This is a genomic window from Monashia sp. HAY1-5C (assembly GCF_056755255.1).
In genome coordinates this window covers 18,388-31,912 of the sequence record NZ_JBPGXG010000038.1, presented here as the reverse complement: position 1 = coordinate 31,912, position 13,525 = coordinate 18,388, and the positions used below count along the sequence as shown (strand labels likewise).

Annotated in this window: 13 protein-coding genes; 11 read left to right on the top strand and 2 right to left on the bottom strand. The window is 74.2% G+C overall.

What is annotated here, in order from left to right; all coding sequences use genetic code 11:
- Positions 1–93 precede the first annotated feature (93 nt).
- The 6 genes from ACR9ZK_RS08230 (at position 94) to ACR9ZK_RS08205 (ending at position 6,609) form a co-directional block, all read left to right on the top strand.
- Positions 94–756, top strand: coding sequence for an ATP-binding cassette domain-containing protein (locus ACR9ZK_RS08230; RefSeq protein ID WP_481341405.1), 663 nt, complete (start codon positions 94–96; stop codon positions 754–756).
- Complete coding sequence (cydC, locus tag ACR9ZK_RS08225) at positions 753–2,567, top strand: thiol reductant ABC exporter subunit CydC (RefSeq protein ID WP_481341404.1); 1,815 nt, start codon at positions 753–755, stop codon at positions 2,565–2,567. The genes ACR9ZK_RS08230 and cydC overlap by 4 nt, the downstream gene beginning before the upstream one ends.
- Positions 2,568–2,579: 12 nt before the next feature.
- Entirely contained in the window at positions 2,580–3,002 is a 423-nt protein-coding gene (locus ACR9ZK_RS08220) for a BlaI/MecI/CopY family transcriptional regulator (protein WP_481341403.1), read from the top strand.
- 3 nt (positions 3,003–3,005) lie between these two features.
- A complete protein-coding gene (locus tag ACR9ZK_RS08215) occupies positions 3,006–3,902 on the top strand; it encodes a M56 family metallopeptidase (protein WP_481341402.1) in 897 nt (298 codons plus the stop codon).
- Between the two features lie 116 nt (positions 3,903–4,018).
- The gene (gene galE / locus ACR9ZK_RS08210; RefSeq protein ID WP_481341401.1) at positions 4,019–5,041 is read left to right on the top strand and encodes a UDP-glucose 4-epimerase GalE; all 1,023 of its coding nucleotides are present in this window, start codon (positions 4,019–4,021) and stop codon (positions 5,039–5,041) included.
- A 92-nt stretch (positions 5,042–5,133) separates the two neighbouring features.
- A complete protein-coding gene (locus tag ACR9ZK_RS08205) occupies positions 5,134–6,609 on the top strand; it encodes a wax ester/triacylglycerol synthase domain-containing protein (RefSeq protein WP_481341400.1) in 1,476 nt (491 codons plus the stop codon).
- A 176-nt stretch (positions 6,610–6,785) separates the two neighbouring features.
- On the opposite strand, the gene ACR9ZK_RS08200 is transcribed toward ACR9ZK_RS08205, so the two are convergent.
- Together ACR9ZK_RS08200 and ACR9ZK_RS08195 are read right to left on the bottom strand one after the other, a co-directional pair.
- Positions 6,786–8,132, bottom strand: a complete 1,347-nt coding sequence (locus ACR9ZK_RS08200) for an MFS transporter (RefSeq protein WP_481341409.1) — start codon at positions 8,130–8,132, stop codon at positions 6,786–6,788.
- A gap of 208 nt (positions 8,133–8,340) precedes the next feature.
- Positions 8,341–8,751: a nuclear transport factor 2 family protein gene (locus ACR9ZK_RS08195; RefSeq protein WP_481341399.1), complete on the bottom strand. Its 411-nt coding sequence runs from the start codon at positions 8,749–8,751 to the stop codon at positions 8,341–8,343.
- Positions 8,752–9,167: 416 nt separating this feature from the next.
- Between ACR9ZK_RS08195 and ACR9ZK_RS08190 the strand changes: the two genes are divergently transcribed.
- The 5 genes from ACR9ZK_RS08190 (at position 9,168) to ACR9ZK_RS08170 (ending at position 13,416) form a co-directional block, all read left to right on the top strand.
- On the top strand, positions 9,168–9,689 hold the full coding sequence (locus ACR9ZK_RS08190; RefSeq protein WP_481341398.1) for a low molecular weight protein-tyrosine-phosphatase: 522 nt from the start codon (positions 9,168–9,170) through the stop codon (positions 9,687–9,689).
- A gap of 24 nt (positions 9,690–9,713) precedes the next feature.
- Complete coding sequence (locus ACR9ZK_RS08185) at positions 9,714–10,484, top strand: VOC family protein (protein ID WP_481341397.1); 771 nt, start codon at positions 9,714–9,716, stop codon at positions 10,482–10,484.
- A 35-nt stretch (positions 10,485–10,519) separates the two neighbouring features.
- The gene (locus ACR9ZK_RS08180) at positions 10,520–11,377 is read left to right on the top strand and encodes a VOC family protein (RefSeq protein ID WP_481341396.1); all 858 of its coding nucleotides are present in this window, start codon (positions 10,520–10,522) and stop codon (positions 11,375–11,377) included.
- A gap of 93 nt (positions 11,378–11,470) precedes the next feature.
- Positions 11,471–12,883 (top strand): adenylosuccinate lyase, encoded by a 1,413-nt coding sequence (purB, locus tag ACR9ZK_RS08175; protein WP_481341395.1) that lies wholly within the window; start codon positions 11,471–11,473, stop codon positions 12,881–12,883.
- Positions 12,884–13,005: 122 nt separating this feature from the next.
- Complete coding sequence (locus tag ACR9ZK_RS08170; protein ID WP_481341394.1) at positions 13,006–13,416, top strand: MmcQ/YjbR family DNA-binding protein; 411 nt, start codon at positions 13,006–13,008, stop codon at positions 13,414–13,416.
- Positions 13,417–13,525: the final 109 nt, after the last annotated feature.

The following is a 13,525-nucleotide window of genomic DNA, read 5'->3' as shown; positions in this document are numbered from 1 at the left end:
TCCGTCGTCGGCAGCGTCAGATGTGTATAAGAGACAGTCGGTGCACCGGCCGGTTCGCGACCGAACGACTCGTTCGGTGCCGGAAGCCGCGGGGTGGCCGGGCGTGCGGGAGAGGTGCGGGCCTCCCGGCTGACCTACGCCTACGGGCCGGCGTCCTCCCCCGTCGTCGAGGACCTCGACCTCGTCGCCGGACCCGGGCTCACCGTCGTCACCGGTGAGTCCGGTGCCGGCAAGTCGACGCTGCTCGACCTCCTCGCCGGACTGCGCACGCCGACGACGGGCACCGTCTCCGCACCGCCGTCGCACTACCTGACGCAGCGTCCGTTCCTGCCCACCGGGTCGGTCCGGGCCGCCCTGACCATCGGGCACCCGGCCACCGACGAGCAGCTGTGGCACGCCCTGCGCACCGTCGGCGTCGACGGCGTCGTCGCAGCGCTGCCGGGCGGCCTGTCGGCCTCGCTCGGGGACGACGGCTTCGGCCTGTCGGCCGGCCAGCGTCAGCGCCTCGCCCTCGCCCGGGCCTGGCTCGCCCCGGAGACCGTCCTCCTGCTCGACGAGCCGACCGCCCACGTGGACGCCGCCGGCGCCGAGTCCCTCGCGGACGTCGTCGCCGAGCTGGCCGAGCGTCGCGTCGTCGTCGCCGTGACCCACCGCGACGAGCTCGTGCGCCGGGCCGACCACCACGTCGTCCTCTCGCGCCACGGCCGTGCGCCCGCCCGAACCGCCCCCGGTCCCGCGAAGGAGGCGACCCGGTGACCCCCACCGCCACCTCGCGGCCCGCGTCACGTCCCCCACGGGGCGTCGCGCATCCCGCCACCGCTGCCACCACCGCCACCCGGCGGCGCGGCGTCTCGTGGCCGTCTGCCGGCACGGTCCGCGGGGGCCTCCTCGGGGGCGTCGCCACCGCCTCGGGCATGGCGCTCACGGCGACGTCCGGCTGGCTGATCGTCCGCGCCGCCGAGCGGCCCGTCGTCCTCACGCTGCTCACGGCGATCGTCATGGTGCGCGCCTTCGGGATCGCGCGACCGGTGTTCCGCTACGCCGAGCGGCTCGTCAGCCACGACGCGGCGCTGCGGCTGCTGGCCGAACGACGCACCGACGCCTACGCCCGCCTCGTGCCGCTGACCCCCGCGCGGCTGGGCCGACGCCGCCGGGCGGACGTCCTGACCGGCGTCGTCGAGGACCTCACCGACGCCGTCGACGCGCAGGTGCGGGTCACCGTGCCGGTCATCTCGACCGTCCTGGCCGGTGGCCTCGTCATCGCGGTCGTCGCGGCGGTCGCCCTGCCCGTGGGCCTCGTGCTGCTGGCCCTCGCGGTCGTCGTCGGTGTCGTGTGCGCCGTCGCGCTCGCCCTCGAGTCCCGTTCCCTCCCGGACCTGCTCGCGGCCCGCGCCGAGGTCGCGCGGGTCAGCGAGCTGATGGCCACGCAGTCCCGGGAGCTGCGCGCGGTCGGCGGTTGGGACACGGCGCTCGGGTGGCTCGACGACGCCCACCGCACCCTCGAGCAGGTCACGCGCCGCATCAGCCTGGGTCGTGCCACAGCCGCAGCGCTGTTCCTCGTCGGCGTGGGCGCCGCCGTGGCCGCCACCGCCGTCATCGCCCGGGGCCTTGATGTCGCCACGCCCGTCAAGGCCCTCCTCGTCCTGACCCCCGTCGCGGTGTCGGAGGCCATCACGCCGCTCGTCGACGCGATGCGTGCCCTCGCCCGCGCACGTGGCAGCGAGGCGCGCATCGACGCGCTCCTCGACAGCGACCCCGCCGTCGTCGACCCGGCCGCAGACGCGGCCCCCGACGCCGTCACCGGGGGGTCCGACGCCGACGCTGCCGACCACCTCTCCGCGGCCGGGGGCGTCGCCGTCGACGTGCGCGGCCTCACGGCGTCGTGGACGGGCCGCCGCACCGACCTCGGCCCGCTCGACCTCGACCTGCGGCCCGGCAGCCGCGTCGTCGTCACCGGACCGAACGGCACCGGCAAGTCGACCCTGCTCGCCGTCCTGGCCCGGCACCTCGACCCGTCGGGCGGCAGCTATGCGCTCGACGGCAGCGACGCGCTCGGCGTCCCGCTCGAGGCCGCGCGGTCGCGCATCGCGGTCGTCGACGACGAGCCCCACGTCTTCGCCACGACGCTGCGCAACAACCTGACGCTCGCCCGTCCGGACGCGTCCGACGCCGAGGTCGAGGCTGCCCTGGACGCCGCCGGCCTCGGCGGGCTCCTCGCCGACCTGCCGGACGGGCTCGACACCACTCTCGGGGCGTCCGGACGCGGTCTGTCCGGGGGCGAACGGGCCCGGCTCGGCATCGCGCGAGCCCACGTCAGCCGCCGCCCGCTCGTCCTGCTCGACGAGCCGGTGGCCCACCTCGACCCACCGACCGCGCGCGCCGTGCTCGCCGACCTGACCGGCGCGGCAGAGGCTCGCCAGACGCTCGTCATGGTGACCCACCGTGACGAAGGGACCGACCTGTTCGACCGGGTCGTCGCCCTGCACCACCCGGCATCGGGCACGATGCCACCCAGCACCGCGACCGGCGACGACGGCCGCGGGTCCGGATCCGGCGAGCGCCGGTAGATTGGAACGACCATGCCCAACACTCCCCGCAACCGCCTCGGCGAGCTCGAGCGCGCCGTCATGGAGCACCTCTGGAACACCGCGGAGTCGAACCCGGGCGGCCTCACCGTCCGCGACGTCCACGACGAGATCGGCGTCGAGCGGGGCCTGGCCTACACGACGCTCATGACCGTCCTCGACCGGATGGCCAAGAAGGACCTCGTCACGCGCGAGCGCGACGGACGCGCCTGGCGCTACACGCCCGCGTCGACGCGTGAGGAGCTGACGTCCGAGTCGCTGCACCACACCCTCGGCGAGCTGGCCGGCGAGACCCGCCGCAGCGCCCTCCTGCACTTCCTCGACGAGTCGACGCCGGAGGAGCTCGACGAGCTCAAGGCCGCCCTCGCCGAGCTCGAGGCGCGCCGCGGTCCCGGGCCGAAACCCCGAAGCGCCTGACCCATGGTCGTCGTCGGCACGCTCGTGGTGCTCGCGGCGCTGCTGGCGTGGCCGGTGCCGCGGCTGCTGTCCCGCGTCACGGTGCTGCGTCGGGCGCCGCGTGCCGCCCTGGCGCTGTGGCAGGCGACGGCCGTCGCCGCCGTCATCGCCGCGCTGCTGGCCGCTCCCGCCGCGCTGCCGGCGCTCCTCGGTCACCGCGCGCGGCTCGCCGACACGTGGCCCGTCGTCGCCGTCGCCGGCGCCCTGAGTGCCGTCGTCGCCGGCCGGCTGCTCGTCGCCGGCGACCGCATCGGACGCCAGCTGCGGGCGGCCCGGCGGCGGCACCGCGACCTCGTCGACCTGCTCGGCGCGGCCGGTGAGGGCCCCGACCGCGACATGCGCGTCCTCGAGCACGCGACGCCCACTGCCTACTGCGTCCCGGGCGTCCGGCGCCGGGTGGTCCTGACCCAGGGCACGCTCGCGCGGCTGGCACCCGAGGAGCTCGACGCGGTCCTCGCGCACGAGCGCGCGCACCTCACCGCGCGGCACGACCTCGTCATGGAGTTCTTCACCGTGGTCCACGAGGCGGTACCGCGGTTCCTGCGCTCCGACGCCGCGCTGCACGAGGTGCACCTGCTCATCGAGGTGCTCGCCGACCGCGCAGCGGTTCGCCGCACGGGCCCGGTCACCACGGGCCGGGCGATCGTCGCGATGGCCGACGGCCCGAAACCGTTGGGCGCGATGGCGATCCGTGAGAACGCGCCGGTGGCCAGGACCCGCATCGAGCTGCTCGACGCCGACCGCATCGCGGGTCTGCCGGCGGAGGTCGTCGGGGGCGGGATGTACGCGGCCGCCGCGGCGCTCGTCGCGGCGCCGCTCGGGCTGTACGCGCTCGCCATCGCGGGTTTCGCGCTCGTCTGAGGCGGCCCGGTCGGCTCGGTCGGCTCGGTCGGCTCGGTCGGCTCGGTCGGCTCGGTCGGCTCGGTCGGCTCGGTCGGCTCGGGAGGGCGGATCGACCGGCTCGGTAGGGTGACCGCATGCGCGTACTCGTCAGTGGCGGCGCCGGCTACATCGGCTCGCACACCGTGGTCCAGCTCGTCGCCGCCGGGCACGAGGTCCTCATCGTCGACAACTTCGCCAACAGCAAGCCGGCCGTCGTCAACCGCCTCGAGGCCCTCACCGACACCCACCTGCCGGTCCACGCCTTCGACCTCACCGACGTCGACAAGACCGAGCACCTCTTCGCCCACGAGCACATCGACGCCGTCATCCACTTCGCCGGACTCAAGGCCGTCGGTGAGAGCGTCGAGCTGCCGCTCGAGTACTACGAGAACAACCTCGGCTCGACGTTCTCGCTCGTCCGCGCCATGCGACGCCACGGCGTCGACAAGCTCGTCTTCTCCTCCTCGGCCACCGTGTACGGCCTCGACCAGGAGGCCGCCACCGAGGACCGGTCGACGTCGGCGACCAACCCGTACGGCTGGACCAAGGTCATGCAGGAGCAGATCCTGCGCGACGTCGCCGTGGCCCACCCGTCGATGCGGTTCGCGCTGCTGCGGTACTTCAACCCGGTGGGCGCCCATGTCAGCGGCACCATCGGCGAGGACCCGCAGGGCATCCCGAACAACCTCGTGCCCTACATCTCCCAGGTCGCCGTCGGACGCCGCGAGTACCTGCAGGTCTACGGCGACGACTACCCGACCCCCGACGGCACCGGCCTGCGCGACTACATCCACGTCGAGGACCTCGCCGCCGGCCACCTCGCCGCCCTGGCCCGGCTCGGCACGATGGACGAGCCGGTCGGCGTCTGGAACCTCGGCACGGGGCAGGGCACGTCGGTGCTCGAGATGCTCCACGCGTTCGAGCGGGCGGTCGGTCGTGAGCTGCCCTATCGCGTCGTCCCACGCCGGGCCGGTGACGTCGCCGTGTCCTTCGCCGACCCGACCAAGGCCAACGAGGAGCTCGGCTGGCGCGCGACCCGCACCGTCGACGACATGTGCGTCGACACGTGGCGCTGGCAGCAGGCCAACCCGAACGGTTACCCGGACAGCGCCGGCTGACCCACGCGCCCCCCGCGCCCGCACCGTGTCTGCTGCCTCACGCCGGCGGCGATCCCACGTCCCGACGCCGCCCTCGTGCCTACCGTGGAGGGGTGGGTCGTCGTCATCGACGCGGTGACCGCGCCGCGGTCCGCGTGGACCGGCTGAGCGCGAACGACCTCACGACGCTCGTCACCGACCGTGGCCCTGTCCCGATGCACATCGCCGCGGCCCTCGTCGTCGAGCCGCCGACCGGTGGCGGCCCTGGTGTCGACGCGGCTACGGTCGCACGGCTCCTCGACGAACGTGTCGCGGGGGTGCCGCGACTGCGCCAGCGGTTGCACGGCGACGCGGCCGGGCTCGCACGCCCGTACTGGAGCGACGACGAGCAGTTCGACGTGCGACGCCACCTGGAGGTGCATGCGGTCGACGGGTTCGCGGGGCTGCTCGAGCTCGCCGCCGACGTCGTCTGCCGTCCGCTGCCGCGGGACCGCCCGCTGTGGGCCGCACACTGGGTGACCGGCGTCGGACCGGGCCGCAATGCCCTCGTCATCGTCGCGCACCACGTCCTCGCCGACGGGATCGGAGGGGTGGCGGTCCTTCAGTCCCTCGCCGACCCGGCCGTCGCGACACCGTCGACGGCCGCGACACCGGCGAGCGCGTCGACGAACCCCTTGCCCAGTGCCTCGACGAGCGTCCCGACGAGCGTCCCGACGGGCGCCGCGGGGGGTGGCACGGGAAGCGAGACCGGTGCGGGCCGGCGCGCACCGTGGCCGTCCCGGCACGACCTGACGGCCGCTTCGCGGATGCGTCGGACCGCGATGCGTGGGCTCGTCGGCAGGCTGGCACGGCGCATCCGCGTCACGGCGTCGGGGCTGCGCGACCTCGGCGTCGGCGCCCGGCCTCCGCGGCTCGTCGCGCGGACCTCGCTCAACCGGCCGACCGGTCCGACGCGTCGGATCGGCGTCGTGGACCGTCCACTCGACCTGGTGCTGTCGGCGGCCCACCGTCTCGGGGCCACCGTGAACGACCTCGTCCTGGTCGCCGTGGCGGGAGCTCTTGTCGACGTGCTGGAGGGGCGCGGCGAAGGCGCTGACGAGATCGTCGTCTCGGTCCCGTACTCCGCGCGCCCGAGCACCACCGCGCGCGACCTCGGCAACGCGAGCGGCGTCGTGCCGTTCCGGGTGCCCGGCACGGGAGCCGACGCGCGAGCGCGCCTCGAACGGGTGCACGCCCAGTCCCTCGCTCAGCGCAACCGGCCGCGGGCCGCGTCGGCGGCTCCGCTCGGACTGGTGTTCAGGTTCCTCGCGCGAGTCGGCCTCTTCCGGTGGTTCATCGAGCGCCAGCGGCTCGTCACCACGTTCGTCACGAACGTCCGGGGGCCCGCGCAGAGCGTCCGGCTCGGCGGCTGCGAGGTGAGCCGCATCATCCCGGTGGCGGTCACCCCGGGCAACACGACGGCGACCTTCGACGTGCTCTCGTACGCCGGGCGCCTCGGCGTCACCGTCGTCGCCGACCCCGTGACGGCGCCGGACGCACCGCACCTCGTGGCTCGGGTCGGAGCCCGCCTCGACGAGCTCCTCGGCTGACCCGGTACAAGCGACGGGCCGACGCGGTCCGTCCCAGGAGTGCGCGTCGACCCCGGGAGTGCGCGCCTTGCCCAGGGATGCGCCGTGCACGGCGCACCCCTGGGGCAAGGGCGCACTCCTGCGGAGACGGCGCCCGTCTGGGCCGACGTCGTATCGCTCCGGGGGGCACGCGTCGGTCAGGGGCGTGGGTCGAGCGCGTCGTACTCGCGGAACGAGCGGACCCGCGCCACGGCGAGGACGACGAGGGCGACGACGAGGACCCCGCCGACGACGGGCGGCACCCACGTGGCCGTCAGCGTCGCGAGCGTGCCCGCGAGCATCTGCCCGAGGCGCGGCCCGCCGGTGACGACGACGGTGAAGACGCCCTGGGTTCTGCCGCGCAGGTGGTCCGGCACCGCGGACTGCAGGATCGACTGCCGGAAGATCGCGCTGACGTTGTCGGCACCACCGGCGACCGCGAGGCACAGCATCGCGAGCGTCAGGGCGAACCGGTCGACGTCGCCGAAGTCGCGCGAGGCCACCGCGTGCCCACCGAGCGTCGTCGTCGCGAGCACCAGGCCGAGGCCGAGCACCGCGAGTCCGTAAACGACGATGGCGTTGCGGATCGCCACGCCCTGCCAGCGCAGGCCGGTGACCCGTCCGGAGCCGAGGCTCGACACGATGCCGCCGACGGCGAAGGACGCGAGCAGCAGGCCGGCCGTGACGGAGCCGCCGCCGATGACGACGGCACCGACGGCGGGGAAGAGCACCATCGGCTGACCGAACGTCATGGCGATGATGTCGACGACGAAGCTCATGCGGACGTTCGGCGCCCGGCGCAGGTGCGCGAGTCCCTCGAGGACCGACCCGATGCCGCCGACGACCGGCCGGTCACCCTCGGGCCGGATCCGCGGCAGCGTCCACAGGCCGAAGAACCCGGCGAGGAAGAGGACGACGTCGACGGTGTAGGTCCAGGCGTAGCCGGCCCGTGCGACGAGGACGCCCGCGAGGCCCGGCCCCACCGTCACCATGACACCGGCCGAGATGCCCATGAGCGCGGCGGCCTTCGGCAGCAGCTCCCTCGGCAGCAGTCGCGGCGTGATCGCCTGGCGCGTGGCCGACGCGATCGTCGCCGCCACGGCGTTGACGGTGGTGATGACGTAGAAGACCCAGACGTGGGTGAGGTGCAGCCAGGCCACCGACGCGAGCGTGACCGTCGAGACCCAGGCCACGGTCGATGCCGTGATCGCCACGGTGCGCCGGTCGAACCGGTCGGCGACCGCCCCGCCGTAGAGCCCCGCGACGACCATCGGGACGAGAGAGAACCAGGCGACGAGCGAGACCATGAAGGTCGACTGCGTCAGGTCGTAGATGTGCAGGCCGACGGCGGTGCTCGTGACGAACGTGCCGATGCCGGCGAGGGCGTTGCCGAACCAGAGGCGCGCGAACGCCGGGCTGACACGCAGCGGTGTCAGGTCGACGAGGTGCGACCGATGCTGTGGCCCAAGGCTGCCGGAGGGGTCGACGTCCTGGCTCGCGGGCAGGCCTGCCCGGGGGTCGGCGCCGCTGCCCGGCGCGCTGTCCGGCCCGCTGCCCGGCCCGCTGTCCGGCCCGCTGCCTGCCCTGTCGCCATCCGCGGCGTCTCCGCCGGCGTTCGCGTGGGTGGGGGTGCTCCTGGTCGTGTCGGTCAGGCGACGGTCCTCGTGCTCGTCGGTGCCGCGCTCCCCCGGTCCTGCCCTCACCCGCCCGACGCTACGCCACCGACGTGTCGGTGCCGGCGACCGGAAGGCACGCGGCGATGTCGCGCAGCCGGGAGCCGTCCCGCGTCCACACCCACGTGCCGTCCGGCTCCCGGCGCGCCACCTGCGTGCGGACCGTGCCGTCGAACCAGGTCGAGGTCGTCATCGCGAGCGCGCCGGACACGACTGCGCGGGTCGAGGCCGCACCGAGCGCGGTGTCGACGAGCGCCCCCGCATCGAGCGCCGCAGCGTACGCCGCGCGTACCGCGTCGCGGCCCGCCGCCTCCCGCCCACCCGGCAGGCTCACGACCGCGTCGGGCGCGTGAAGGGCGGCCACCGCGTCGAGGTCGGCGCTGGCGACGGCGGCGGCGAGAAGGGCCTCGAGGTCCTCGGGAGCCTGGGCTGCGGGGCGGGTCGTCGTCATGGCCACACCGTGGCACCGACCACCGACAGCACGCCGCACGCGCCACCGGAGACCGTCCCGACCCCCACCCCCCGGAGATGTTTCGCGCGCTTCTGTCCGAAGCGCGCGAACCGTGGCGTGGAGCAGGACAGGGGCGCGCCATCCGGTGTCCGCGCGCGCGATATGTTGCGCGCCCACGTCAGAAGCGCGCGAAACGTCGTGGAGGCGGGGCGGGAATCCGGCCGCGGCGCGTGAGGCCGGCCGGGGGCCGGGCATCGGCCGCGCTCGGTCGGTGAATGCCTCGACGCAGCCCCGCGCGGCCGCCACAGGAGCGCGCGAACCAGCCCGGCGCCCCTCACGAGCCGCCCTCCGGAACAAGCGGGCCAATCTGCGCACTTCGGGCACCGGGCGCGAGTCTGCGGTGTTCAATGGGCAGCATGCTCGCGCGCCCCCTCCACGTCACCTTCGTGTGCAGTGGCAACATCTGCAGGTCGCCGATGGGGCACGTCATCCTCCAGTCCCTCGTCGAGGAGGCGGGGCTGGCCGACGACGTCCGGGTCAGCTCGAGCGGCATGGGTGACTGGCACGTCGGGGAGCACGCCGACCCGCGCACCGTCGCCGTCCTCGCCCAGCACGGCTACGACGGCTCGCACCACCGGGCCCGCGAGTTCGACCCCGAGGAGTTCGACGACCTGGACCTCGTGCTCGCCTCCGACGAGGGGCACGTGCGCACCCTCCAGCGGCTGGCCGGAACATCCGCCAACCGCCGCAAGATCCGGCTGGTCCGCGAGTTCGACCCCACCGCCGTCGAGGCCGGCACGCTGGAGACGAGCGACCCCTGGTACGGCGGCGACGAGCACTTCGCCCGGTGCTTCGCCGAGGTCGAGGCCGCCTGCCATGGCATCCTCGACCATGTCAGGGCCACGCTGGCGAGCCAGCACGCCCATCCCCTCACCTGACCGACACGAGACCTGAGCCCGACCGTGCCCGACTACCCGTACGGGTCGCCCTGCTGGGTCGACCTGCTGACGACCGACGTGCCCCGCGCCAAGCAGTTCTACGCCGACCTCTTCGGCTGGACGTGGCTGAGCGGCGACCCCGCCACCGGTGGCTACACGATGGCGCTCCTCGGCGGGCAGCCCGTCGCGGGCCTGAGCCGCAAGCCGGCGAACGCGCGCGTGCCGAGCCAGTGGACGACGTACCTGCGTGTGGGGGACATCGACGTGGCCGCCACGGCGGTCCAGGCCCACGGCGGACGCGTCCTCGGCCGGCCGGTGCCCCTCGGCGCGCTGTCCCGCACCCTCGTGGCCGTGGATCCCGGCGGCGCGTACTTCGGCGTCTGGGAGCCGGGCGAGCTGCCGGGGTCCGGCCTGCTCGACGAGCCCGGGTCTCTGACGTGGAACGAGCTGCTGACCCGCGACTACGACCGGGTCCAGGGGTTCCACCTCGGCGTCTTCGGCCACGAGTTCACCGACGAGACGGAGCCGGGCGGGCCCCGGTGGTCGACCGCGCACACCGGTGACGGCAACCCGGCCTACGGGCTGGCCGAGATCGACGCCGAGTGGCCCGCCGAGATCCCGCCGCACTGGGTGGCCTCGTTCGCGACGCACGACGTCGAGTCCTCCGCCGCGCGCGCCGTCGAGCTGGGTGCGACGCTGGTGCAGGGACCGTTCGACGGGCCCTACGGCCTCGGGGCGGTGCTGGCGGGTCCCGAGGGAGAGGTCTTCTCCCTCCTCGTGCCCGACCTCGACTGACGCCCCATCGACCACCGACCTGCAGGAGGAAGACCGTGCCCGTCCACGAGGACAGCTTCGCCCCCGGAACGCCGTGCTGGGCCGACGTCCTGGTCGGTGACGTGGCCCGTGCCCGCGACTTCTACGGCGCGCTGTTCGGGTGGACGTTCGAGGACCTCCCGCCCGAGGCCGGCGGGTACGTCATGGCGCGCAAGGACGACCACGTCGTGGCCGGTCTCATGGCGCGCGACCCGCAGGACCCCGGCCAGCGGGACGTGTGGACGGTCTACCTCGCGACCGACGACGTCGACGCCACGGCTGAGCTCGCGCTCGCGGCCGGGGGCATCTTCTTCCTCGGACCGGTCGACGTGCTCGACGTCGGCCGGATCGCCGTCGGCGCCGACCCGGCCGGTGCCGCGTACGGGCTGTGGCAGGCGCGCACGCACACCGGCGCCGACCTCGTCGGCGAGCCTGGATCCCTGTGCTGGGCCGAGTCGATGAGTCGCGACTACTCCGCCAGCCGGGCCTTCTACAGTCACGTCCTCGGCTACCGCCTCGAGGAGATCGGCGAGGGCGGGTTCAGCTACTCCGTGGCCACGATCGAGGAGAGCGGTCAGCCGGTCGCCGGCATCGGCGCCATCCCGGCAGAGGCGCCCGCCGAGGTGTCCTCGCACTGGATGGTCTACTTCGCCGTCGCGGACTGCGACGCCGCTGCCGCCCGGGTCACGAGCCTCGGGGGCAGCGTCGTGCAGCCGGCGTTCGACAGCCCGTACGGCCGGATGGCCGTCGTCGCCGGGGCGCAGGGCGAGACCTTCTCGGTCATGCAGCTGCCCGAGCCGTCCTCGCGCACCGACGCGTCCGCCCCCGACGCGTCCGCCCCCGACGCGTCCGCCCCCGACGCGTCGCCCGGCTGACGCGCTCGCCCGGCTGGCATGTCGCCCGGCCGAGGCCGGGATCGGCTGAGACGGCGGTCGGGGCACGGTTCCCGCTCTGGGAGGATGGGGGCCATGGCTTCCCTCGCTGACGCGACCCCGCCCATCGCCCTCGGCGCGCTCGACGGCCGCTACCGCGGCGCGGTGGCACCGCTCGTCGACCACCTGTCCGAGGCCGCGCTCAACCGCGAGCGGGTCCGGGTCGAGGTCGAGTGGCTGATCCACCAGACGAGCCACGGAGTCGTGCCCGGCGTGCGCAAGCTGAGCGACGACGAGACCCGTCGGCTTCGCTCGGTCGTCGAGGACTTCGGTCCCAACGAGGTGGCCGAGCTCGCCGAGATCGAGCGGGTCACCGTCCACGACGTCAAGGCCGTCGAGTACTTCCTCAAGCGCCGCCTCGCCGACATCGCGCCGGCCGCCGAGGACCGGGGGCTCGCCGAGCTGGTCCACTTCGGCTGCACGAGCGAGGACATCAACAACCTGTCCTACGCGCTCATGGTCAAGGGCGCCGTCGAGCAGGTGTGGCTGCCGCGGGCGCGGGCGCTCGTCGAGCAGGTGGCCGCGATGGCGCGCGAGCTCAAGGACGTCCCGCTGCTCGCCCACACGCACGGCCAGCCGGCGACCCCGACGACGATGGGCAAGGAGCTCGCCGTCCTCGCCCACCGCCTCGGCCGGCAGCTGCGCCGCATCGGCGGCCAGGAGTACCTCGGCAAGTTCAACGGCGCCACGGGCACGTTCGGCGCCCACGCCCTGGCCCTGCCCGACGTCGACTGGCCGGCCGTGTCGCGGTCGTTCGTCGAGGGCCTGGGCCTGACGTGGAACCCGCTGACGACCCAGATCGAGAGCCACGACTGGCAGGCCGAGCTCTACGCCGACGTCGCCCGCTTCAACCGCATCCTGCACAACCTGTGCACCGACGTGTGGACCTACATCTCCATGGGCTACTTCGCCCAGGTGCGCGGCCAGGGCACCGTCGGGTCGAGCACGATGCCGCACAAGGTCAACCCGATCCGGTTCGAGAACGCCGAGGCCAACCTCGAGGTCTCCAACGCCCTGCTCGACGTGCTCGGCGGGACCCTCGTGCAGAGCCGCCTCCAGCGCGACCTCACCGACTCCTCGATGCAGCGCAACATCGGGACGGCCTTCGGGCACAGCCTGCTCGCCGTCGACAACGTGTCCCGGGGGCTTGCCGGCCTCGACGCCGTGCCCGAGCGCATGGCCGCCGACCTCGAGGCCAACTGGGAGGTGCTCGGCGAGCCGATCCAGTCGGCGATGCGGGCACTCGGCGCCCAGGGCGTCCCCGGCATGGAGGAGCCCTACGAGCGGCTCAAGGAGCTGACCCGCGGACGACGCGTCGGCGGTGACGAGGTGCGCGAGTTCGTCCGCGGCCTCGGCCTGCCCGCCGACGTCGAGGCGCGGTTCCTCGACCTCACCCCGCAGACCTACACCGCCCTGGCAGCCCGCCTCGTCGACGACTACCTCGCCTGACACCCACCCGCACCGACCCGCAACACACCGAGCAGCTGCCAACCGCAGCTGGAGTACCCGTGACGGGTTGACGACTGCTCGGTGTGTTGCGGGTCCGGGTGCGCGGGCTACCGTGCTGAGGCATGGCGCGTTCCCGCAGGGCCAGGCTGGCCGACATCGACGAGATCGCGCTCGCCCTGCCCGAGGTGACCCGCGAGCCGTCGGACGGTGACCGACCGGCCTACCTCGTCGGCGGCAGGACCTTCGTCTTCGCCCGCGGGCCGCGCAAGGACGCCACCGACCCCGAGACGGGCGAGCGCTACACCGACGTCCTCGCCTTCCACTGCACGGCCGAGGACAAGCTGGCGATGGTCTCCGACCCGGCGTCGCCGTGGTTCACGACGCCGCACTGGAACGGGTACAACGCCGTCCTCCTGCTCGAACGTGATCTCGGACGCCTAACGGTGGCCGAGCTGCGAGAGGTCGTCACCGACGCCTGGCTCGCTCGCGCACCCAGACGCCTCGTCGCCGCGTACCTCGATGCCGCGACATGACGGCGAGGAACACCGCCCGGGGCCGGCGCAGGTGAGATGGTGCGTGAGGCGGCCGACGTCGTCACGCCTCGGGCGCAGCCGAACCGCCAGACCGCCGGACCGCCGGACC

What these genes read in the sequence shown, in the direction of transcription:
- galE (WP_481341401.1), top strand. Translation starts at nt 4,019, where the DNA reads ATGCGCGTACTCGTCAGTGGCGGCGCCGGCTACATCGGCTCGCACACC.
- ACR9ZK_RS08215 (WP_481341402.1), top strand. Translation starts at nt 3,006, where the DNA reads ATGGTCGTCGTCGGCACGCTCGTGGTGCTCGCGGCGCTGCTGGCGTGG.
- purB (WP_481341395.1), top strand. Translation starts at nt 11,471, where the DNA reads ATGGCTTCCCTCGCTGACGCGACCCCGCCCATCGCCCTCGGCGCGCTC.
- ACR9ZK_RS08190 (WP_481341398.1), top strand. Translation starts at nt 9,168, where the DNA reads ATGCTCGCGCGCCCCCTCCACGTCACCTTCGTGTGCAGTGGCAACATC.
- ACR9ZK_RS08170 (WP_481341394.1), top strand. Translation starts at nt 13,006, where the DNA reads ATGGCGCGTTCCCGCAGGGCCAGGCTGGCCGACATCGACGAGATCGCG.
- ACR9ZK_RS08220 (WP_481341403.1), top strand. Translation starts at nt 2,580, where the DNA reads ATGCCCAACACTCCCCGCAACCGCCTCGGCGAGCTCGAGCGCGCCGTC.
- ACR9ZK_RS08195 (WP_481341399.1), bottom strand. Translation starts at nt 8,751, where the DNA reads ATGACGACGACCCGCCCCGCAGCCCAGGCTCCCGAGGACCTCGAGGCC.